This window comes from Nocardiopsis sp. RV163, assembly GCF_001029525.1.
Lineage (GTDB): Bacteria > Actinomycetota > Actinomycetes > Streptosporangiales > Streptosporangiaceae > Nocardiopsis > Nocardiopsis dassonvillei.
Map to the genome: position 1 here is coordinate 45,430 of NZ_LEKI01000012.1, position 22,270 is coordinate 67,699.

General features: G+C 71.5%; 19 protein-coding genes. 13 read left to right on the forward strand and 6 right to left on the reverse strand.

What is annotated here, in order from left to right; translation table 11 throughout:
* The first annotated feature begins 64 nt into the window (after positions 1-64).
* Positions 65-1,393 carry an FAD-dependent oxidoreductase gene (locus ABD54_RS04205; protein ID WP_047868089.1) on the forward strand — a complete coding sequence of 443 codons (1,329 nt, stop codon included), beginning with the start codon at positions 65-67 and terminating at the stop codon, positions 1,391-1,393.
* Positions 1,394-1,398: 5 nt separating this feature from the next.
* On the opposite strand, the gene arsB is transcribed toward ABD54_RS04205, so the two are convergent.
* Positions 1,399-2,481: an ACR3 family arsenite efflux transporter gene (gene arsB / locus ABD54_RS04210; RefSeq protein ID WP_047868090.1), complete on the reverse strand. Its 1,083-nt coding sequence runs from the start codon at positions 2,479-2,481 to the stop codon at positions 1,399-1,401.
* Positions 2,481-2,765: a helix-turn-helix transcriptional regulator gene (locus ABD54_RS04215; protein WP_019607642.1), complete on the reverse strand. Its 285-nt coding sequence runs from the start codon at positions 2,763-2,765 to the stop codon at positions 2,481-2,483. Before ABD54_RS04215 ends, arsB begins: the two co-directional genes overlap by 1 nt.
* Positions 2,766-2,993: 228 nt before the next feature.
* On the opposite strand from ABD54_RS04215, the gene ABD54_RS04220 reads away from it, so the two are divergent.
* The 10 genes from ABD54_RS04220 (at position 2,994) to nhaA (ending at position 13,203) form a co-directional block, all read left to right on the forward strand.
* Positions 2,994-3,413 carry an arsenate reductase ArsC gene (locus ABD54_RS04220; RefSeq protein WP_082166688.1) on the forward strand — a complete coding sequence of 140 codons (420 nt, stop codon included), beginning with the start codon at positions 2,994-2,996 and terminating at the stop codon, positions 3,411-3,413.
* Positions 3,414-3,988: 575 nt separating this feature from the next.
* A complete protein-coding gene (locus tag ABD54_RS04225) occupies positions 3,989-5,155 on the forward strand; it encodes an undecaprenyl-diphosphate phosphatase (RefSeq protein WP_047868091.1) in 1,167 nt (388 codons plus the stop codon).
* A gap of 744 nt (positions 5,156-5,899) precedes the next feature.
* A complete protein-coding gene (locus tag ABD54_RS28805) occupies positions 5,900-6,124 on the forward strand; it encodes a hypothetical protein (RefSeq protein ID WP_235431975.1) in 225 nt (74 codons plus the stop codon).
* Positions 6,125-6,629: 505 nt separating this feature from the next.
* Entirely contained in the window at positions 6,630-7,433 is an 804-nt protein-coding gene (locus tag ABD54_RS04235; RefSeq protein WP_047868093.1) for an ABC transporter ATP-binding protein, read from the forward strand.
* A 14-nt stretch (positions 7,434-7,447) separates the two neighbouring features.
* Positions 7,448-8,293 (forward strand): ABC transporter permease, encoded by an 846-nt coding sequence (locus ABD54_RS04240; RefSeq protein WP_047868094.1) that lies wholly within the window; start codon positions 7,448-7,450, stop codon positions 8,291-8,293.
* A gap of 9 nt (positions 8,294-8,302) precedes the next feature.
* Positions 8,303-9,412 (forward strand): ABC transporter substrate-binding protein, encoded by a 1,110-nt coding sequence (locus tag ABD54_RS04245; protein WP_047868095.1) that lies wholly within the window; start codon positions 8,303-8,305, stop codon positions 9,410-9,412.
* Between the two features lie 141 nt (positions 9,413-9,553).
* Positions 9,554-10,648, forward strand: a complete 1,095-nt coding sequence (locus tag ABD54_RS04250; RefSeq protein WP_047868096.1) for an LLM class flavin-dependent oxidoreductase — start codon at positions 9,554-9,556, stop codon at positions 10,646-10,648.
* 269 nt (positions 10,649-10,917) lie between these two features.
* A complete protein-coding gene (locus ABD54_RS04255) occupies positions 10,918-11,253 on the forward strand; it encodes a DUF2795 domain-containing protein (protein ID WP_047868110.1) in 336 nt (111 codons plus the stop codon).
* A gap of 127 nt (positions 11,254-11,380) precedes the next feature.
* Positions 11,381-11,725, forward strand: a complete 345-nt coding sequence (locus ABD54_RS29565) for a hypothetical protein (protein WP_053063534.1) — start codon at positions 11,381-11,383, stop codon at positions 11,723-11,725.
* A 209-nt stretch (positions 11,726-11,934) separates the two neighbouring features.
* Complete coding sequence (gene nhaA, locus ABD54_RS04265; RefSeq protein WP_047868097.1) at positions 11,935-13,203, forward strand: Na+/H+ antiporter NhaA; 1,269 nt, start codon at positions 11,935-11,937, stop codon at positions 13,201-13,203.
* Positions 13,204-13,362: 159 nt separating this feature from the next.
* Here nhaA and ABD54_RS04270 read toward each other — a convergent pair whose 3' ends face one another.
* Positions 13,363-14,913 (reverse strand): DASS family sodium-coupled anion symporter, encoded by a 1,551-nt coding sequence (locus ABD54_RS04270; RefSeq protein ID WP_047868098.1) that lies wholly within the window; start codon positions 14,911-14,913, stop codon positions 13,363-13,365.
* A gap of 246 nt (positions 14,914-15,159) precedes the next feature.
* Between ABD54_RS04270 and ABD54_RS04275 the strand changes: the two genes are divergently transcribed.
* The gene (locus tag ABD54_RS04275) at positions 15,160-16,104 is read left to right on the forward strand and encodes a TAXI family TRAP transporter solute-binding subunit (protein WP_047868099.1); all 945 of its coding nucleotides are present in this window, start codon (positions 15,160-15,162) and stop codon (positions 16,102-16,104) included.
* Positions 16,105-16,123: 19 nt separating this feature from the next.
* On the opposite strand, the gene ABD54_RS04280 is transcribed toward ABD54_RS04275, so the two are convergent.
* Complete coding sequence (locus ABD54_RS04280; protein ID WP_047868100.1) at positions 16,124-17,509, reverse strand: HAMP domain-containing sensor histidine kinase; 1,386 nt, start codon at positions 17,507-17,509, stop codon at positions 16,124-16,126.
* Between the two features lie 4 nt (positions 17,510-17,513).
* Positions 17,514-18,191 (reverse strand): response regulator transcription factor, encoded by a 678-nt coding sequence (locus ABD54_RS04285; RefSeq protein WP_047868101.1) that lies wholly within the window; start codon positions 18,189-18,191, stop codon positions 17,514-17,516.
* 807 nt (positions 18,192-18,998) lie between these two features.
* Between ABD54_RS04285 and ABD54_RS04290 the strand changes: the two genes are divergently transcribed.
* Entirely contained in the window at positions 18,999-19,196 is a 198-nt protein-coding gene (locus tag ABD54_RS04290) for a DUF397 domain-containing protein (protein ID WP_047868102.1), read from the forward strand.
* Between the two features lie 42 nt (positions 19,197-19,238).
* On the opposite strand, the gene fxsT is transcribed toward ABD54_RS04290, so the two are convergent.
* Positions 19,239-21,740, reverse strand: a complete 2,502-nt coding sequence (fxsT, locus tag ABD54_RS04295) for an FxSxx-COOH system tetratricopeptide repeat protein (protein ID WP_235431976.1) — start codon at positions 21,738-21,740, stop codon at positions 19,239-19,241.
* Between the last annotated feature and the right edge of the window lie 530 nt (positions 21,741-22,270).

The window sequence follows — 22,270 nt, forward strand, 5'->3', positions numbered from 1 at the left end:
CCATTGACTCACATCGATAGAGTCCCGATTCATAGACACCAGTCGATGAATGAGGAGAGACGTCATGGTCGCTCAGAGTCCGGTCGTGGTGATCGGTGCCGGTCCGGTGGGTCTCGCGGCGGCGGCGGAGCTGGCCGCGCGCGACCTGCCGGTCATGGTCCTGGAGAAGGGCGATCGAGCCGGTGCCGCCGTATCCGAATGGGGCCACGTGCGCCTGTTCTCGATGTGGCGCGACCTGGTGGACCCGGCCGCGGAGAAGCTGCTCACCGCCACCGGTTGGCGGCGCCCGGACGACGCGGGCTACCCGACCGGCCGCGAGTGGGTCGAGGCCTACCTCGCTCCCCTGGCCGGGGCCCTGGGCGAACGGGTCCGCTTCGGCGCCGAGGTGACCGGCGTGAGCCGCATGGGCCGGGACCGGGTCGTGGACGCCGGGCGCGGGGAGCAGCCCTTCACTGTGAGACTCCGTACCGACCGGGGTGAGGAGCGGATCCTGGCCCGCGCGGTGCTCGACGCCTCCGGTACCTGGGGCACGCCCAACCCGGTGGGCGGCGACGGGCTGCCAGCACTGGGCGAGTCGACGGCCGCCGAGCATGTCTCGTACCGCATTCCCGACACCGCCGCCCCGACCGAACGGGCCCGGTACGCGGGCCGCACCACGGCGGTCGTCGGCAAGGGTCACTCGGCGCTGACCGCCCTGGTCGCTTTGACCTCGCTGGCCGATCAGGAGCCCGGAACGAAGGCGTTGTGGGTGCTGCGCCGCGGGGAGGTCGGCGACGCCTTCGGCGGCGGGGCCGCCGACCAGCTGGCCGCGCGCGGCGCCCTGGGACAGCGCGCCCGCGAGGCCGTTCAGGCCGGGCACGTCGAGGTGGTGACCGGGTTCCGCACCGCCGAGGTCCGCACGGAGCGGGACGGACGCCTCGTGCTGGCCGACGAGGACGGCCGGGAGCTGGACCCCGTGGACGAGGTGGTCGCCCTCACCGGATTCCGCCCCGACCTGTCCTTCCTGTCCGAGATCCGCCTGGGCCTGGACAGCGCCCTCCAGGCGCCGGTGGAACTCGCCCCGCTCATCGACCCCAACCAGCACTCCTGCGGCACCGTCTACCCCCACGGCGCGGCCGAGCTCTCCCATCCCGAGGAGGGGTTCTTCCTCGCCGGGATGAAGTCCTACGGGCGCGCCCCGACCTTCCTGGCCCTGACCGGCTACGAGCAGGTGCGCAGCATCGCCGCCCACCTGGCCGGGGACCGCGAGGCCGCCGCCCGGGTGGAGCTGGTCCTGCCCGAGACGGGGGTGTGCAGCGGCGGAGGCCTGTCCGAGGAGCCGGACGCGGCGGTCGAGAGCGGCGGCTGCTGCGGGCCCGCGCCCGAGACCGCGCTGGAGCCCGCGGAGCGGTAGGCCCGCTACCTCCGTTCCGGGGCGAAGCGCCCGCGCCAGGCCAGGGACACGTACACCAGGCCCACCAGCACCGGCACCTCGATCAGCGGGCCCACCACCCCGGCCAGGGCTTGGCCCGAGGTCACCCCGAACGTGGCGATGGCCACCGCGATGGCCAGCTCGAAGTTGTTGCCCGCCGCCGTGAAGGCCAGCGTGGTGGTCCGGTCGTAGTCCATCCCGACCGCCTTGCCGAAGGCGAAGGTGCCGAACCACATGAGGGCGAAGTAGGCCAGCAGCGGCACCGCGATGCGCGCCACGTCCAGCGGTTGGCTGGTGATCCGGTCCCCCTGGAGGGCGAACAGCAGCACGATGGTGAACAGCAGACCGTACAGCGCCCACGGGCCGATCCGGGGCAGGAAGGCCGACTCGTAGCGCTCCCGGCCCAGCTTCCTCTCACCGATGCGGCGGGTGAGGAACCCCGCCGCCAGCGGGATTCCGAGGAAGATCACCACGTTGAGCGCGATGAGCCGGGGGGAGGCGTCCAGGCCGCCGGTGTCCAGGCCCAGCCACCCGGGCAGCAGGTCCAGGTAGAACCAGCCCAGCAGGCCGAAGACCAGCACCTGGAAGACCGAGTTCAGCGCGACCAGCACGGCGGCGGCCTCGCGGTCGCCGCAGGCCAGGTCGTTCCAGATGATGACCATCGCGATGCAGCGCGCCAGGCCGACGATGATCAGGCCGGTGCGGTACTCGGGCAGGTCGGCCAGGAAGACCCAGGCCAGCGCGAACATCACCGCGGGGCCGATGAGCCAGTTGATCACCAGGGAGGAGACCAGCAGCCGGGTGTCGCGGGTGACGGTGTCCAGCCGGTCGTAGCGGACCTTGGCCAGCACCGGGTACATCATGACCAGCAGGCCGAGCGCGATGGGCAGGGAGATCCCGCCGACCTCCATGGCGGCCAGGACCTCGTTCAGGCCGGGGACCAGGCGTCCCAGACCCAGGCCGACGGCCATGGCGAGCAGGATCCACACCGCCAGGAACCGGTCCAGGAACGACAGTCTCGCGACGACGGGCCCGCCCGTACCACTGGTGTTCCTGTCGGTCGAGGCCATCAGCAGGGCCTCCTGTTCGCTGCGGCGCCGCTGGTACGGGCGGTGGCGGCGAGCCCGGCCAAGGCCCCGGAGAGGTCCTCGATCCGGTCCGGGCACAGCCGGTAGTAGGTGAACCGGCCGCAGGGCTCGGTCTCCACCACCCCCGCCTCGCGCAGGATCCGCAGGTGGTTGGACAGGTTGGTCTGGCGCGCCCCGGTCTCCTCGACCAGGTGCGTCGTACACAGGGTCTCCCGGGCGAGCAGGGTCACGATCCGCAGCCGGAGCGGGTCTCCCAACGCCCTCATGAGGTCAGTGTCGACTGATATCAGCATGCGCTGATACTATCTCCCCAGTCGTCGTCGGCGATCCGTCGGACGCCCCGGCCCTTCCCGTCGAACCCGGCCACCCCGGCGGACCCGGTCCGCGCCCGGTCCGGCGCCTTCCCGTCCGGACCGGGGCCGCCCACGGCCGAGCGCGGCCCCGCGCTCCGGCGACGTCCGCCCACCACCGAGACGAAGCAGAGACGAGTGACCGTGAGCAGCCCCGACAAGCCGTCCGTCCTGTTCGTGTGCGTCCACAACGCGGGCCGCTCCCAGATGGCCGCCGCCTGGCTGTCCCACCTGGCCGGGGACCGCGTGGAGGTCCGCTCCGCCGGGTCCGCGCCCGCCGACGCGCTCAACCCCGCCGTGGTCGAGGCCATGGCCGAGGTCGGCGTGGACATCACCGGCCAGCGCCCCAAGATCCTCACCACCGAGGCCGTCGAGGCCTCCGACGTGTGCGTGACCATGGGCTGCGGCGACACCTGTCCCGTCTTCCCCGGCAAGCGCTACCTGGACTGGACCCTGCCCGACCCCGCCGGTCGGGGCGTGGCCGCCGTCCGCCCCATCCGCGACGAGATCAAGAAGCGCGTCGAGGAGTTGGTCGGTGAGCTCCTTCCGGGTCCGCGGTCGTAGGGGCGTTCCGGCTCCCCTCGGCCGCCGGGGCCCGCAACCCTCTCCCCGGGTGCGCTGCCGTAGGACGTGCTCTCTCCGGAGGGCCCCGACGCCCTCCCCGGCCATCCCCGCCGGGTGGTCCGCGGCACGCCGACATCGTGCGACAAGGCGTGCACGTGAACGGCACCCGACGGCGATCCGTCCGGAGGGCAAAGGATTGACCGCATAAACCTGCTCTGTACGGAGATGTCGCCGCGTCCGCCAGCCGTGGTCCCAACGCCGGAGGGAGCGGGTTCCACCGAACACCCCCGGACCGCCCGCGGGCCGGACGACCTCGTGGGCGGCTCCCCCTCCGGTGCGCACGGCGGTCCCCGGCCGGACGGCCCCGCGCTCCCTGCGCACGCGTGTTCGCACCCGCCCGGAAGCTGAGGCGCAACGGCGCCGTTTCCGCACCCGGTGATGCCACGCCGACCCGAAGACCTCAGTAAGCTTCGTGGGCCGCCCCCTTTTCCCCGAGCGCGCCCCCGCCGTGCCCTGTCCACCGTCGCCGCGTCCCGCCGAGGAAGGCGACCGAAGCAGCTGGAGCAGACTCTGCCGTGTCCCTCTTCGAAGCAGTCATCCTTGGCCTGATCCAGGGACTGACCGAGTTCCTCCCGATCTCCTCCAGCGGGCACCTGCGCGTGGTGTCGGCCCTCTTCGGCTGGCCCGACCCCGGCGCCGCCTTCACCGCCGTCAGCCAGATCGGCACCGAGCTGGCCGTGGTGATCTACTTCCGCCAGAGGGTCTGGGCGATCCTGTCCACCTGGACCAGGTCACTGGTCAACCGCGAACTGCGCGGGGACATCAACGCGCGCATGGGCTGGTACGTCATCCTCGGCTCCATCCCCATCGGGGTCCTGGGCCTGCTCCTGGAAGACCAGATCGACAGCGTCTTCCGCGACCTGCGTCTGATCGCGCTGAACCTCATCATCTTCGGCGTCATCCTCGGCGTCGTCGACCGGTACTCGCGCAAGCACCGCACCCTGGAGGACCTCAACGTCTCCCGGGGCGTGACCTTCGGCCTGTTCCAGGCGCTCGCCCTCGTCCCGGGCGTCTCCCGGTCGGGCGGCACCGTCACCGGCGGGATGCTGCTCGGCTTCAAGCGCGCGGACGCGGCCGAGTACGCCTTCCTGCTGGCGCTGCCCGCCGTCTTCGCTTCGGGCCTGTACAAGCTGACCGACATCGGTGAGAACGAGTACGCCGGGTGGGGCGCCACCATCGTGGGCACGCTCATCGCGGGCGTCGTCGGCTTCGTGGTCATCGCCTGGCTGATGCGCTTCATCTCCACGCACAGCTTCATGCCCTTCGTGTACTACCGCGTCGGCCTGGGCGTCCTCGTCCTGGCCCTGGTGAGCTGGGGTGTGCTCGACCCGCAGGGCGGCGCGGGCGCGCAGCCCGCGCAGAGCGAGATCGTCAGCGAGCAGGAGACGCCGGAGGAGGAGTCCGAGCCCGGACCGGAGACCGACACCGGGGCCGACGCCGGTACCGGCCCGTCCTCCGAGGCGCCCGCTGAGCCGTCCGAGGCGCCCTCCGAGGAGGCCGTGCCGACCGTTGACCCGGTCACCGGCTGGGAGATCGACCCCGAGGTGGGCCTGCCCCGCAACCCCGAGACCGGGCTGTACCACGACTCGGACCTGGGCATGGACGTGGACTACGACCCGGTCAGCGGCCTGGCCACCAACCCGGTGACCGGTGAGACCTACGACCCCGAGGCGGCCGGTTAGGGGGCTCCGCCCCACCGGGCACGGGCACACGACGAATGCGGGGCTCCGCGACGGGCCCGCCGCCCGGGGGCAACGGCGGGGGACCGGCGGATGTCCGCCGGCCCCCGGCCGACCACAGGCCCGGTCCGGAACTCGGCGCGCCGCGCAAATCGCGGTCCCGCGCATATCATCACCGGGTGAACAACGGCTGGCATCGGTCCACTGTGCGGACCCGCGCACCGCGAACTGGAGTTGTCGAACCGCGTTCACCCGCGCAATTACCGGGACATTTCTCTCCGGGACCCGCTTCGACCAGGGGATACGTTCAGTTCCGCAGCAGCCGGGGACGGCGGGCGGACGCCGGGCGGACAGGGAGGGCCTACCGGAGCGGGACTTCGGTCACGAGTTCGATCCAGGAAAGACCGATGTGAAGCACAACACGGGAGCTTCCCACAAAACCGCAGGTCAAAGAGCCGATACTCACTCCGGCCTGGGGCGCGCCGAGGCAGTCGCGATGCCGCTGGGGCCCATGTGCACTAAAGTTTCCTTGCTATGGGGCATTCAGCGAGAAGTCCGTCATCGGGGGACATAATCCGATCGACCCGGGAGGGTAATCCCGAGCTCACCAGTGCGCTCTCCGCGTACCTGGGGGTCGAGCTCGCCCCCCGGGAGTTCACCCTCGCGGACGGGACCCGGGTCGGGGTCGACTGCGCCGACGGCGGTCAGCCGACCGTCCTCGCCCAGTTCTCCCCCCTGCACGGGCCGATGAAGTCGGCCCAGCGCAACAAGGTCATCGCCGACGCCTTCAAGCTGGCCTGGCTGCGGGACCAGCACTTCCCCGACGCACGTCCGCTCGTGGTGCTGGGCGAGCCCCTCGCCAAGCTCTTCGGGCGCGGCGCGTGGCTGCCCGTGGCCTTCGCCTCTCACCGGATCGCGGTCGCCCTCGTTGACGACCGTCTCAGGATTCGGGCACTCGATATCAGTATGTGATCAACACTTCATAACGCGTTAATCAGCAATCCCTAACGTTTTACACGTCAAGACTCCCGCGGGCCGTCGCCATGCTTGCTTCCACCCGCTCTCCATCGAAGGTCCTCGGGCACCCATGCCCGGAGCCAGCCATCTGGAGGGTGTCCCATGGGCCTTCCCCATGCGGTCGTCATCACAAGGACTGCCGTCACGGCGAGCGCTTCCGGCCCGCACACCGCCGCCTCCCCCGGCGGCTCCGCCACGCGCTCCGCCGCGCTCCCGCCGCGCTTCGCACCCCGCTCCGACTCCGTGCCGCCCGCCCCCCTCCTCGGTCGATGACGACACACCCCCGTGACCTGCGCGCCCGTTTTCACCCCCCCAGCACCCATTCACCGCCGGGACACGTCGTGCAATCATCCGATCACACAATTCGAGGAGAAGGTATGGCACGTCCAGCACGGCCGGAGACGGCCCCCGGGCCCGCGGCCCGGCGCACCGAACACGCGTACCGAGGGCGGGACGCCGCGTGAGCGACGACCGTATCGAAGTACGCGGACTCAGCAAGACCTACGAGGGCGGTGACCCGCACCGGCCCGCGCTCGACCGCATCGACCTTGACATCCCCCGCGGCGAGTTCGTCAGCCTCATCGGCCCCAGCGGCTGCGGCAAGTCCACCCTGCTGCGGGTGATCGCCGGGCTGGAAGGCCACGACAGCGGCGACGTCACCGTCTTCGGCTCCACGCCCAAGCGCATGTGCGAGGCCAAGGCCGTGGGCCTGGTCCCCCAGACCCCCGCCCTGCTGCCCTGGCTGAACGTGCGGCGCAACATCTCCCTGCCCTCCCGGGTCAACCGCCGGGCGGGCAGGGGCAGCGAGGACCCGGACCAGCTACTGCGGATGGTCGGCCTGGACGACTCCGCCCGCAAGTACCCCCACGAGCTGTCCGGCGGCATGCAGCAGCGGGTGGCGATCGCCCGCGCCTTCGGTCTGCGGCCCGACCTGCTCCTGATGGACGAGCCGTTCTCCGCGCTGGACGAGTTCACGCGCGAGGCGCTGCAGCTCCAGCTCCTCAACCTGTGGGAGCGCATGTCCACGACGGTCGTGTTCGTCACCCACTCGGTGCGCGAGGCCGTCACGCTCTCCGACCGCATCGTCGTGATGTCGGCCCGGCCCGGCCGGGTGCACGAGGTGCTGCCCGTCGACCTGCCCCGCCCCCGCGACAGGGCCGTGGTGACCGGACCGCACATGCACACCCTGGAGGACCGGGTCCGCGCGTCCCTCCAGTCCGCCTGGGAGGCCGGAGCCGCCCCCGACGACCTCGTTCCGCTGTGAGAGGAGGAGAGACCATGGCCACCAGCACACCCGTCCGGCCCCGCCCCGAGGGCGAGGCCTCCCCGAAGCGCGGTGCCGCGCGTCGGCGCCGCCCCAACCTCGGGCTCAGCGTGTGGCTGCCCACCGCCGTGGCGGTGTTGATCGTCGGTTTCGCCTGGTCGGCGACCGCCGAGGACCAGCCCTACCTCCTGCCTCCGCTGACGGAGGTCGGGGGCATCCTGGTCGAGGACCCGCTGCTGTTCCTGAACAACGCCTGGGCCACCCTCAGCATCGCCCTGACGGGTGTGGCCTTCGGCGCGGGCACCGCGTTCGTCCTGGCCCTGCTGATGTCGGAGATCCCGCTGCTGCGGCGCGCGGTCATGCCGCTCGCCGTCGTACTGAACGTGACCCCGGTCATCGCGATCGCCCCCGCCCTGGTGGTGGCGTTCGGCTTCGGCATGACCCCCAAGGTCATCGTCACCGCGATCATCACGTTCTTCCCGGTCCTCATCAACGTGACCACGGGGCTGCGGTCGGTCTCACGGCCCGTCCTGCACGTCTTCTCCACCCTGCACGCCTCCCGCCTGGAGGTGCTGCTCCGGCTGCGTATCCCCAGCAGCCTCCCCTACACCCTCGCCGCTCTGCGGGTGGTGTTCCCCCTGTCCATCGTGGGCGCCGTGGTCGCGGAGTTCGTCGCCGCCGGGTCCTCAAGCGGGCTCGGCACGATGATCCGCAACTCGGCCGCGACCGCCCGGTTGGAGTACGTCTACGCGGCCGTCGCCTGTCTGGCCGTCATGGGCGTGCTGATGCTCGCACTCATCACCGTCCTCGAACGCAGACTGCTGTTCTGGCACGAGTCCCAGCAGCGCACCACCTCCTAAGGAACCCCCATGACCAATCCGCCCCACCGCCCCAGTCCCCGGCGCCGACGCCCCCTCGCGGCGGCCGCCGCGGCATCGGTCCTCCTCCTCACCGCCGCGTGCAGCGGAGGGGAGGCGGCCGAGGAGGACCAGCAGGTAGCCGCCGTCATCGACGAGGAGCGCTGCCAGACCAACCGCGACGTCGGCACGGTCACCTACATCACCGGTTACCAGTACCAGGCCTCGGTGAGCATCCTGGAGGCCGTCGCCGCGGACGCGCTCGGCTACTTCGAGGCCGTCTGCCTGGACGTGGAGATCCAGCCCGGCAGCGGCGACACCATCGGCAACTCCCAGCTCGTGTCCGCCGGCACCGCGCACTTCACCTCCCTCGGCAACGAGGCCGAGGTCCTGCAGGCCAACGCCGCCGGACACGAGGTCATCGGCGTCTCGACCTACGGGCACGTCCCGATCGCCAGCCTGCTCACCGGCACCGGCATCGAGGAGCTCAAGGACCTGGAGGGCACCACCCTCGGCCACAAGGGCATGCTCCCCGCGCCGCTGGAGGCGATGCTCGTCGCCGACGGCGTGGACATGGACTCCGTCGAGATCGTCGAGGTCGGCTACGACCCCAGCGTGCTGCCGCGCGACCAGGTGCAGGCGCTCACCGCGTTCCGCTCCAACGAGCCCTTCCTCCTGTCCGACATGGGCGAGGAGTACAACGAGTGGCTCCCCGAGAACTACGGGGTCGTGGGCTCGTTCGGCGTGATGGCCACCAACCCCGCGTGGGCCGAGGAGAACCCGACGGTCGTCGAGGACTACCTGCGCGCGATCGCGAAGGCCTTCGAGTACTGCCAGGAGAACGGCGAGGAGTGCGTCGGCTACGCCGCCGAGCTGGCCGAGGCCGGATACGACACCGAGCACAACCTGCGGATCTGGAACTCCGAGCAGGAGCTGGTGACGGCCTCCACGCCCGACGACTCGACCCCGGGCTACATCGACCTGAGCCTGACCGAGTCCGAGGGCAAGACCCTCGTCGACAACGGCCAGCTGGACGAACTGCCCGACGTGGAGCCCCTGTTCGACCCCCGCTACCTGGAGGCCGTGCACGTGGCGACCGAGGTGTCCTGGGCGTCCGAGTAGGACCGGGCACAGCCCGTACAGCAGGACCGCGCGGACCGGCGCCGCGCACCGAGCGCCCAGAGCGCCCGGGCGCGGCGCGCAGACCGTGCTGCGCACGGGCGACCGCAGTGAGCGGCGCCCGAGAGGAATGAGGAGCCAAGGATGGCAGCAGAAGGCGGGCCGCAGGCCGCCGAAACCGAGTACGGCATCTTCCTGCCCATCGGCAACGGGGGGTGGATCGTCTCGGAGACCGCACCGCACCCCGAGGCGACGTACGAGTACAACAAGAAGGCCGCGGTCCTCGCCGACGCCTACGGACTCGACTTCGTCATGTCCATGGGCAAGTGGCGCGGCTACGACGGCGCGACCGACCACTGGGGGCGCACCCTGGAGTCGATGACGATGATGTCGGGGCTCGCGGAGGCGACCGAGCACGTCAAGGTGTGGGCGACCGTCCACACGAACCTGTTCCACCCGGCGCTCGCCGCCAAGATGTACACCACCCTCCAGGACATCAGCGGCGGACGCGCCGGGATGAACATCGTGGTCGGCTCCTACGTGGACGAGTTCGCCCAGATGGGCCTGTGGCGCGAGGACATCGGCCACGGTGACCGCTACCGGTACACCGAGGAGTGGACCAGCGTCCTCAAGCGGCTGTGGACCGAGGACTCGGTCACCCACGACGGCGAGTTCTTCAAGCTCGACGACTGCCGCTCGCGGCCGCACCCCGCCCCGGCGCCGACCCTGATCAGCGCGGGCCGCTCCGACACCGGCCTGAACTTCCAGGCGCGCAACTGCGACGGCTCGTTCCTGACCGCGGAGGACCTGCCCGGCCTGCGCGACGCCAGCCGCGACGTCAAGGAGCGCGCCCAGAAGGAGGGGCGCAGCATCAAGACGTACTCGATGCTCACCGTCGTCATGGACGACACCGACGCCGCGGCCGAGGAGCGGCGGCTGGAGTACGGGCGCGGCGCGGACATCGACGCGCTGGTCAACATGAAGCGGTCCTGGGGCCTGCCCCTGGACAAGGCCCTGTCGCTGACCTCCGAGCGGCCCGAGGACGAGGCGTTCCAGACGCCGTTCGTGACCGGGTCCCCGGAGACGGTGGCCGGACGCATCCGCGAGATCGTGGAGTACGCCGAGCTCGACGGCCTGATGCTGATCTTCCCGGACTACCACGCCGACCTCGCGGCGTTCGGTGAGAAGGTCATGCCGCTGCTGCGCCCCGCCGGGGGAACGGCCGCGGACCGGGGCTGAGGCCCTCCGCCGCGGACGTCCCCTGCCGCCCGCGGCGGTCGACGCGCGGTCGCTGCGGTGCGAGACGCCCCCGCTCGGGGTTTCGCACCGTGGTGGCCTGGGGCCGCGGCGCCCGCCGGACGCCGCGCGGGGCCCGGCCGCGCCGCCCCGCGAAGATTGGGCCCCCTCCGACCGGGTAGGCGCCCCCAGTGTCCTCACAGGTCGGGCGGCGCGCCCCCGGTGACCGGGGCGGAGACGCCCGGCCCTCGCACGAGTCGGAGGGACTGACGATGAGCGTCAAGCGTGGCATCGAAGGGCTGAAGGACGTCCTGGGGGAAGTGGACTTCCCCGCGGACAAGGACCGGATCGTGACGCACGCCCTGGACGCGGGCGCCGACGAGGAGCTGCTGAGCGCCCTGCGGGCGATGCCGCCCGCCCAGTACAACGAACCCAACGAGGTGCTGCGCTCGGTGCCCCTGCCCCTCTCCGAGAAGGACTCGCACACCGAGTCCGCCCGCGCGCAGCTGCGCAGGGAGCACACGAAGCCCGGCATGGCCGAGTCGATGAAGGAGAGCCGCCCGGTCAACCCCATCGAGGAGGAGCTGGGCGAGAACCGCAAGTCCTGAAGGCCCCGCACTGTGGTCCCGGCGCCCTGAGGGGTCCCGGGACCCCTCCCGTTCGCGGGCGGGGAGCGGGTACGGGAGCACGGCGTCCGGTACTCCGGAGGAAGGCGCGCAACGGTCCCGGGGCGGTGTGGTCCTCTCCCGCATCGGTGACCGGATCGGCCGCAAGAAGACCCTGATCATCACGGGCGGCGCGACCGTGCCCATCGGCCTGCCGCCGACCTGCGACGGCGTCGGGAGCCTCGCCCCGGTCCTGCTCGTCGTGTTGCGGATAGTCCAGGGCCCGGGCACCGGCGGCGAGTGGGGCGGCGCCCCGCTGATCGCCGCCTGGCTGCTGTCGCGGTTCGACGACTCCCGGGTTCCGGTCGCGGGCTGCCTGGTCCTCACCGCGGTGGTGCCCATCGTCGCCGCGGCACCGGCCGGACGGGCCTCCAAGGACGGGGAGAGGCACCCGGCGGCCTCCGAGAGGGGCTGACGCACGCCCTTCTCCGGGCGCACGGTGTGAGGGGGATGCGTCGGCCGCCCCCCTCACCGGCCCGCTCCTCCCCGGAACGGACACATGGCCCCTGGGCTGGACATTCATCCCATCTTCCGCGAGCATGGGCGAGGCGCGCGCCCGCGCCTAGGTGTGCCGGGAAGACTGGTCGGCGAGTCCCTGTCAGTCATACGCCCGGAAAGTTGCACATGAGCATCGACCCGATTCTGCGCTCCGAGCGCCACGGCCCGCTCTCACGGCTGGCCGACACCCTGCGCAGCGACAGCGTCGGCGGCTTCCTGCTGATCGGCGCCGCGGTCCTCGCTCTCGTCTGGATCAACTCGCCCTTCGGCGAGGTCTACGAGAACCTGCGGGCGATCACCTTCGGGCCCGAGTCGCTGCACCTGAACCTGTCCCTGGAGACCTGGGCCGCCGACGGCCTCCTGGCGGTCTTCTTCTTCGTCGTCGGCAACGAGCTCAAACAGGAGTTCGTCCACGGGGAGCTGCGCAACCCCCGGCGGGCCATGCTGCCGATCGTAGCGGCGGTCTGCGGCATGATCGTGCCCGCCGCCATCTACGCCGCGATCAACTTCACCTCGCCCGAGACCCTCCACGGGTGGGGCATCCCGATGGCGACCGACATCGCGTTCGCCCTCGCGATCCTCGCGGTGATCGGCCGGGGGCTGCCGACCGCGCTGCGGACCTTCCTGCTGACGCTGGCGATCGTGGACGACCTCGGCGCGATCATCGTCATCGCGGTCTTCTACACCGCGGACATCAGCTTCCTGCCGCTGGCGGTGGCCGTGGTGGGCCTGGCGCTCTTCTGGTACCTGCAGCGCGGCAGGGGTCTGGCCGCCAGGCTCAACGCGTCGGTGGTGCCCAACTGGCTGGTCTACGTGCCCCTGGCCCTGGTGATCTGGGTCCTGGTCCACGAGAGCGGCGTGCACGCGACCATCGCGGGCGTGGCCATGGGTCTGCTGATGCGCACCAACAAGCTGCCCGGAGAGCACCACGACCCGAGCCACGGCGTGGAGCAGCTACTGCGTCCCTGGTCCGCGGGTCTGGCCCTGCCGATCTTCGCCTTCTTCTCGGCCGGCGTGGTCTTCGACGGCGTCGGCGAGGTCCTCACCGACACGGCGGCGCTGGGCATCATCGCCGGGCTCATCCTCGGCAAGGTGCTCGGCATCGCGGGCGGCGCGTGGGTGACCACCAAGGTGACCAGGGCCGAGCTCAACCCCAGCCTGAAGTGGATCGACATCATCGGCATGTCGCAACTGGCCGGTATCGGGTTCACCGTGTCGCTGCTGATCAGCGAGCTGACGTTCGCCGACGACCCGGGACACCTGGCCCACGCCAAGACGGGCGTCCTGGTGGCCTCCGCCATCGCGACCCTGCTGGCCGCGGTCATCCTGGGCGCGAGGTCCAGGCACTACCGGAAGCTGGAACGCCAGAGCACGGCGGGCGCGGACTCCGAGTAGGAACACGGCGGCGGCCCGTCTCCCCCCAGCGGGGAGGCGGGCCGCCGCCGTGTGGCACGGGTGCGGGCCCCGCCGCGGGGCCCGCCTCCCGGGCCGCCCGGCAAAGTGGAAACGGGCGGCCCCCGGAAACCCAGGGGCCGCCCGCGACGCGTGGTACACCTACACGCTGACTCCCAGGAACCAGGTCACCACGGTGTACATCGCGACCAGGATCAGGAACAGCGCGATGAGGTTGAGCCACACGCCGCCGCGCATCATCTGGCCGATCCGCACGTGGCCGGAACCGAAGACGATCGCGTTCGGCGGTGTGGCCACCGGGAGCATGAAGGCCATCGTCGCGGCCAGGGCCACCGGGATCACCAGGGACAGGATGTCGATCTGCATGCCCACCGCGACGCCGCCGAGGATGGGCAGGAAGGTGGCCGCGGTGGCGGTGTTGCTGGTGAGCTCCGTCAGGAAGAGGACCAGCCCGGCCGCGACCAGGATCAGCACCCAGGTGGGCACGCCCTCCAGGACGGCGACCTGGCCGCCGATCCAGGTGCTGAGGCCGGAGGCGGTGAACTGCCCCGAGATGGCCAGGCCGCCGCCGAACAGGAGCAGGACGCCCCACGGCAGCTGCACGGCGGTCTCCCAGTCCAGCAGGCGGTTGCCGCGCCCGACCGGGATCAGGAACAGCAGGACCGCCACGGTCATCGCGATCCCGGCGTCGCTGACGCTGGACAGCCACGGCAGGAAGTTGTCGGCCAGGACCGGGACGAAGATCCAGGAGAGCGCCGCGAAGGCGAAGACCGCGAGCACGAGCTTCTCACCGCGCGCCATCGGGCCCATCTCGGCGAGCTCGGAGCGGATGAGGCCCTGGGCGCCCTCCACCTTCTTGACCTGCGGCGGGAAGACCTTGATCAGCACGAACCAGGCGATGAGCAGGAAGACGGCGGCCAGCGGCAGGCCGACCATCATCCACTCGCCGAAGCCGATGTTGATGTCGTGGGCGTCGGCGAGGTAGCCGACCATCAGCACGTTGGGCGGCGTGCCGATGATGGTGGCCACCGAGCCGATCGAGGACGAGTAGGCGATGCCGAGCATGAGCGCGGTGGCGAAGTTCGCGTCGGTCCTGCCGTCGCGGAACTGGGTGATCAGCGCGACCACCGACAGGCCCACGGGCAGCATCATCACCGCGGTGGCGGTGTTGGACACCCACATCGTGATGAACCCGGTGGCGATCATGAAGCCGCCGATCAGCCCCGCGGTGTTGGAGCCGACCTTGGAGACGATGACCAGGGCGATCCGCTTGTGCAGGTTCCACTTCTGCATCGCCAGAGCGAGCATGAAGCCGCCCATGAACAGGAAGATGGTGTCCGACCCGTAGGACGAGGCGACGTCGCCGATGGGGGTGCCCTCCATGAGGAGGGGAAAGAGCACCAGCGGCAGCAGTGAGGCGATCGGGATCGGGATCGCCTCGGTGGCCCACCAGATGGCGATGAACGCGGTGATCGCGGCCACCGCGCGGCCGTTGGCCGACAGGACCGTCTCGCCGTCCCCGCCGTCGACGACGGGCATCGGCATGTCCGGCATGAGGAAGTAGACCAGGAGCCCGACCAGCGGGCCCGCGATCAGGCCGATCACGCGCGAGGGCGAGGCGCCCCTGGCGGTTCTGCCGTCCTGCGTGGGGGATGCGGTGTCGGGCGCGTCGACACCCTTCTCGGACGCCATGGAATCCTCCTGTTGTGGGTCGCCGGGAAGTGACGCTGGCCTTACCGTCGGGTTTCTCCCCGATTACCCCGAATTGATACAGCGATGGTGTGGGTCTCCTTCTCGCGTGCTCAAGGTCTCAACGAAGATTTGAGGTTCCTCTGACATTGCGGAACCGTGGGTCGGCGCCCTGGGACACACGGTCATCAAGCACAGGGGGTGAACTGGGGGCCGGAACCGCCGTCTTCCCTCGCCTAAGCTGCGGGTATGCATGGACCGAACCGGCGCACCGCCCTGAGGGGAGCCGTCGGCGTGTTCGCCGGGGTCGCGCTGGGCGGCTGCGCGTGGCGCGAACCCTCCCCCGCCCCGGCGTCGCTCGTCGTGGCCACGGGCCCGGCCGGGGCCGTCTACCGGGAGATCGGCTCGGAGATCGCGGGCCTGCTGGACGCCCGGCTCCCCGACATCCGGGTGGAGACCGTCGAGACCGGCGCCTCGCACGACAACCTGCTGCTCATCGACTCGGGCGAGGCCCACCTGGGTCTGACCAGCCTCGACGCGGTCCTGGCCTACGAGGTGACCGACGCCGGTCCCTTCCGCGCGATCGGACGCCTCTACGACAGCTTCCTGCACCTCATGGTCCTGGACGCCTCCCCCGTGCGCTCCCTAGCCGACCTGGGGGGCCGCCGCGTCTCGGTGGGCGCGGTCAACTCCGGCACCGAGTTCACCGTGGCGCAGGCCGTGGAGGAGACCGGGCTGGCCATGGAGGCGGTGCGCCTGGACCAGGCGGCCTCCGCCGACGCCCTGTCCCGGGGGGACATCGACGCGATGTTCTCCCTGACCGGGCTGCCCACGCCCGCGGTCGCCGACCTGGCCCGCGAGCACGTGACGCGCCTGGTCGACCTCGGGGACGTCGCGTCCGCCATGGCCGAAGCCCACCCCGAGAGGTACTTCCCGGCCACCATCCCGGCGACCACCTACGAGGGCGTGCCCGCCTGCCCCACCATGTCCACCCCCAACCTGCTGCTGTGCGCGGCCGACCTGCCGGACGACCTGGCCTACGCCGTCGCCGACACCGTCTACACCGGCGCCGCCCGGATAGCCGAATCCCGCCCCGAGGCGGCGCAGATCAACGTGCGCACCGGCATCTCGACGGGTGTGGTCCCCCTCCACCCCGGAGCCGCGCGCTGGTACCGGGACAACAAGCCCTCCTGAGGTCCGCCCCGCCGAGGGCTCAGTCCGCGGACGGCAGCGTGATGGTCACGCCGAAGCCCGGCCGCTCGCCGGGCAGGCCCTCGCCCAGCGCCAGTTCCCCTCCGGCCTCGCGGACCAGGTCGGAGACGATCGCCAGCCCCATACCGGTCCCCTCGGTGTTCTGGTGGCGGGGAGAGCGCCAGAAGCGGTCCGGGGCCGCGCCGCGCTCCTCCTCCGGGAGCCCCTCCCCGTCGTCGAGCACGCTGATCCGCGCGGGGTCGCCCGCCGAGCCCCGCACCTGCACCCGGGTCCCCCCGGACAGGCGCAGGGCGTTGCTCACCAGTTCGTCGAGGATGCTGCCCAGTCCCCCGGCCGGGGCGCGGACCCGCAGCCCGGCGGGGACGTGGACGGTCACGGTGATCCCCCGGGCCCGGCCCAGGGCGCGCCAGCGCTCCACGCGGGTCTCCAGCAACTCGGGGACGTCCACGGCCTCGGTGCCGGTGACGCTCTCCAGACGTGTCGCGGCCAGGAGGGAGTTGAGCATCCGGTGCATGGCCGTGGTCTCGTCCACGGCCACCGCGTGCGCTTCCCGGGCCTCCTCCGAGCCGAGGTGGGGCGCGAGGTTCTCCACTGCCAGGCGCAGGCTCGCCAGGGGGTTGCGTAGCTGGTGGGAGGCGTCGGAGACGAAGGAGCGCTGACGCTCCAGGGCCCTGCGCACAACCTCGACCATCGTGTTGAAGGACTCGGTGAGGCGGCGCAGCTCCGGAGGCCCCCGCTCGGCGTCCACCCGAACGTCCAGGTCGCCCGAGGCGACGGCGGTGGTCGCGGCGTCGAGTCGGCCGATGGGGCGCAGGACCCAGCGCGACAGCGGCAGAGAGGCCGCCACCAGGAGCGTCAGGGGCACCAGGCTGAGCAGGGCGAGCCACCCCCAGGAGCCGAGGATGTCGGCGCCGAGCCGGTCGGTGGGGGCGGCGACGACGACAGCCCCGGTCACCTCGCTGTCGCGGCCGATGGGCTCGGCGACCACGAGGGGGCCGGACTCCCAGGGCCAGACGGTGGTCGGAGGGGCCGGGCGCTCCCCGGCCAGGGCGACGGTGAGCGCCTCCGGCGTGCCCAGTTCCGCGAGCACGTCGCGCTGGTGCGCCGTGCTGCCGGACCCGGCGATGATCTCCCCGTCGGGAGCGACCAGGACCACCGGGATGCCGTAGAGCGCCTCGTAACGCTCCATCTCCTGGAGGAGCGCCTCGGGGCGGTCGGCCTCCAGCGCGGTGCGGGCCAGGGCGGCGAAGCGGCCCGCGTCCCCGAGGCGGTCGACGTAGACCTGCTGGGTCAGCTGCTGGGCGATGACCGCCCCCAGGGGGATGACCGCCGAGGCGACCAGGACGAACGCGGCGGGCAACAGGATGGTGAGCAGCCTGCGGAGCACGGGCTCAGGCCCGATCGAGGAGGTAGCCGACACCGCGCACGGTGCGGATCCGCACGGCCCGGCCGAGCTTGGCGCGCAGCGAGCCGATGTGGGTGTCCAGGGTCCGGGAGGAGGTCTCCCACGCCGTGCCCCACACCTGGTCGAGGATCTGGTCCCGGGCGACCACCGACGGGGAGCGGGAGGCCAGGAGGGCGAGCAGGTCGAACTCCTTGCGGGTCAACTGGAGTTCGGCGGCGCCGACGCTGGCCGCGCGGGAGGCCGGGTCCACGGTGAGCTCGCCGACCCTGACCGCGGGCTCCTCCTCCACCGCCTCGGCCCGCGCGGCGCGGGTGCGGCGCAGGACCGCGTCGATGCGGGCGAGGAGTTCGGCGACGCCGAAGGGCTTGACCACGTAGTCGTCGGCGCCGGCCCGCAGGCCGCGCACGCGGTCGCGCTCCTCGCCGCGGGCCGTGACGGCGATGATGGCGGTCTGCGGGCGGTCGCGGAGCTTGCGGAGCAGGTCGACGCCGTCGGCGTCGGGAAGGCCGAGGTCGAGGAGGACGACGTCGGCGGGCGGGGCGGTCAGGGCCCGTTCGGCGGTGGCGACCCTCTGGACGTCGAAGGACGCCGCCCGCAGGGCGGTCACCAGTCCGCGGGCGACCCGGTCGTCGTCCTCGACCACGAGAATGCGCATGTCCAGCATGTTAGGCAGTGTTCGCCCCGGTCACGGCACACCACCGGGGTGTTCCCCCGTGCCGGACGCGGCTCCCGGCCCCCGCGGGGCGGCCCTGCCCCCTCCGACGGCGCGGCACGGAGTTCCGCGCGGGCGGTCACCGGCACCATTTCCGCGGCCATGACACCGGGGGCGGAATTGTGTCCGCACCGAGGCACCCGCTTCCCCCGAAGCGCACGGGGCGATCTCGGAGCGGTCAGCCCCGGGCGCAACATCCTGACCCCGAGCCGCAATGGAAACGAAAAGGGATCAGAGCCGCGGACCGCCGAAACCCACTCTTTTACCGCACGTGCTTTTCCGCGTACCGGGGAGCACGATAATCGCCTCTCCACCCCGCGGCCTCTCTCCGGCCACCGCCCCCGACCCTTTCCCGGGAGGCGGCCGCTCCGGCCCCGCAGGCGGAGCAGAGCCCGCAAAGCCCACGGGCACAGGCTTTGCGCGCACCGGCACGAGAGGGGACCACGGCGGCGCCCCGGTGGGCGCCGCGCGGGCACGGCACCCGCGAAACCGAAGCAGAACCGCTTCCCGTCATATCGTCCGTGTCTTTTTCCGGGCCATCCGGAGAACGGCCTGGCCCGGACAACATGAACACCACTCCAGTGGGCATGTACAAGTCGGCCCCTGTCACCAACCGAATACACAACTGAACCGGAGCCGGACCCGATCGCACTTTCAGAACTGCTCGGGAAACAGGAGCGACCAATGGTGGAACTGAGAGAATCGAGGCCGCCGAGTGCGTAGCGACAACCAGCGGGGACAGAGCGGACAGGAGTGCCCGTGAGAGGGCTGGGACACGAACCCGGTCGGTGGCGGAAGTCGAGCTACAGCGGTGGCGGCAACGGCGACTGCGTCGAGGCCGTCCTGGGCACGCCGGGCACGGTCGGCCTGCGCGACTCCACGCACCCCGAACGCGCGGCGCTCGCCCTGCCCGCGCGCCAGTGGGTCGCGCTGCTCCGGCTCGCCGGGCACCGCTGAAGGGACCGAACGGCCCGGGGTCGCGCCCCGGACCGCGACCGGTCACATCTGGGCGAGGTAGATGTCGGCGTCCCCCCGCACGGTCCTGCGGAGGCTGAGCGTGGCGGGGTGGTCCGACCCCATCACCCGGCGGTAGCCGTCCTCCACGGCGACGAACTCGGCCTCGACGTCCTCGCCCTGGGCCCGGCGGTCCACGAGCAGGTTGCGGCGGGCCAGCAGGGCAAGCGGATGCGAGGCGCCCAGCGCCTCCTCGCAGCCGCGCAGCGCCTCCTCGTCCCGTTCCCGGGCACCGGCCGCGTCGCCCATGAGGAAGTGGTCGTTGGCCAGGTTCACCAGGCAGGCCAGGGTACTGGGGTGGTGGGCGCCGAGCCGGTCCAGGAACAACTCCAGGGAGCGCTCGTCCAGTTGGCGGGCCTCGGCCGCCCTGCCCAGGCGGCGCAGGATGATCGCCCGGTTGACGTCGGCCGCGCCCACGTAGGGGTGGCGTTCGCCCAGGAACTTGACGTAGCGCTCCCCCGTGGTCTGGGCCAGCTCCAGCGCCTCGTCGTGCTGGTTGACCGCGCTCAGGGACATGGAGTGCACCAGAGCGGCGTACATGGTCTCGTTGTCGTCCACGCCGTGCTTGACCCGGAAGCGCTGCCAGGCGCGCTCCGACAGGGTGAGAGCCTCCCGGTGGTGGCCGACGCGGCGACGCATGACGGCCAGCGTCCGCTGGTTGCGCAGGACGCGGTTGTCGTCCTCCCCGATCAGGCCGATGGCCCGCTCGACCTGGTGGGCCTGGATCTCCTCGGCCTCCCGGTAGCGGCCCTTCTCCATCAGGGCCTCGGCGTAGCCGTTGTTGGTGCCCAGGGTGCGCGGGTGGTCCGGGCCGAAGACGGCCTCCAGCCGGGCCAGCGTGTCGCGGTACTGGTCGGCGGCCGACTCCGGGTCGCCGCTGAGCAGGAGGTTGAAGGCGCGGAAGTGCGCGGTGACCAGGGTGTGCGGGTCGTCCTCGCCGAACAGGCGCACCCGGCGGTGGTAGGCGTCGGCCGCCGCCGTCAGGGAGTCACGGAACCGGCCCAGGAAGCGCAGGGTGCGGATGTACTCGATCTCCGCCTCCAGGGTCTCGGGGTCCCCGGGGCTCTGCGTCTCGCGCAGGGTGTCCAGGGTGGCCTCGCACAGCGCGAGGGCCTGTTCCAGGTGCCCCTGCCCGCGCATCGCCGTGGAGATCTGGATCGCCATGCCCAGGGTGGAGGGGTGGTTCTCGCCCAGTTGCAGGCGCCACCACTCGTGGGCGGTCTCGCCCAGGCTGCGGGCCTCGTCGAACTCCTGGCGCAGCGCGGCGACACGGCACATCTGCACCACCAGGTTGCGCGCCCAGGGGTCGGTGCAGTTCCACAGTTCGGAGGCCCACACGTGCGGCAGCAGCTCGGTGTAGCGCTCGGAGGCGTCCACGGCCACCACCTGGAGGTCGTTGCGGCCCAGCAGCTGGTGGGCGCAGTGGCGCATCTCCTCGCGTTCCCGGTCGCTCATCGGCGCCTGGACGGCGCGCTGCACCAGCCGGTGCAGGGAGACCGTGTTGCGCTGGTGGTCGATGTGGGCCAGGCTGTTGCGCCCGATGTCGCGGATCGCCATGCCGAGCCTGGCCGGGTCCTCCAGTGCGCCGCGCAGCTCCGCGGGGCCCTCGATGCCCCGGGCGAAGTTGAACAGCGTCCGGGGGATGGGCGCCGTCGACATGAAGGAGCAGAGCTGGAGCAGCTGGAGCGCCGCCGGGTTGGTGGTGGCCAGCCGGTCCAGGGACACGTTCCAGGCGGCGGCGACGGCCACCGGGTAGGCGCTGTCCACCGGGCGCAGGAGGTCGAGCATCTCCTGGCTCTTCTCGGAGAACTGGCGCAGGTACTCCTCGGTGGCCATCCCGCTCTCGTGCAGCCACACGGCGGCCTGGTTGAGGGCCAGCGGCAGGTCGCCCAGCTCGTGCGCGAGCTGGTCGGCCTCCTCTGTGGTCAGCGACGCGGGTCCGCGCCGTTTCAGCAGCTCGATGCTCTCGGCCCGGTCGAACTCGCGGACGGAGAGGTAGGCGTCGCCGCCCCGCACCGTCCAGCTGGAGTCCCGAGAAGTGATGATCACGTGGCCCTCGCCCCCGACAGGAAGATACTGATCCAGTTCGGACCGGGCCTGCGCGTTGTCGAAGACGAGGAGCCAACGCGGGTAGTCCAAGCCCTGGCGCAGCGCCTCCAGGACGTTCTCCAGGACGTGTCCGCTGCCCGCGCCCGCGCTGTCCAGCCTGAGCCTGGACGCGAGGACGGAGAAGCTCTCCCGCAGCTGGTTGCTGTGGGCCGCGGGGATCCAGCAGATGAGGTCGTAGTCGGACGCGTACCGGTACAGGTACTCCTTGGCGAGCTCGGTCTTGCCGACCCCCGACATCCCGTTGAGGGCGGTGATGACCTGTCGCCGCCCCTTCAGGAGCTGCCCCCTCAGCGCGGAGAGGAGTTCCTCCCGGCCGGTGAAGGCGCTGTTGCGGCGCGGAACCTGGACCCAGACCGCGTTGAGCGGTCGGCCACTCATGGACGATCGGGACGTACGACCGCTGGGCTGGTCGCCAGATTCTTGCATCATATCCTCATTTGACAGTTTTGTGGCCATATGAGTTTCTTTCCCCGACCGTTCAGAAAAGGGTGCTCTGTTCCGCGCCTTCCAGCCGTTGTTCCCGTCCACACGCGCAGATCCGGAAACCTTCGGTAATACTAGACCAGCGGGCGACGGCGTACTCGTCTCATGCGTTTCCCGCGTACCGCGGGTCGCACCCGCCCCGGAGATATCAGCGTATTCCCTGATGGGCACGGCATAACGCCGGGTGAGGGCGGCGCTCTCCACCGCGGGGAGCATGGAATTCGCCCAGTGGTGGGACACCCGCGTCCTTTTCGGGAAATCGTCGTGCACGCCCCGCAGCATCAGGCGCAGGGCGTCGAACCAGGGGTCCACCCAACGCAGGCGCTCCGCCGCCAGGCCCAGCACCCGGCGGATGTCGGAGACCCGGCCGCCCAGCGACAGCAGGGCCCGCCGGACACCCGGACGGAAGTCCCACCCGACCGGCC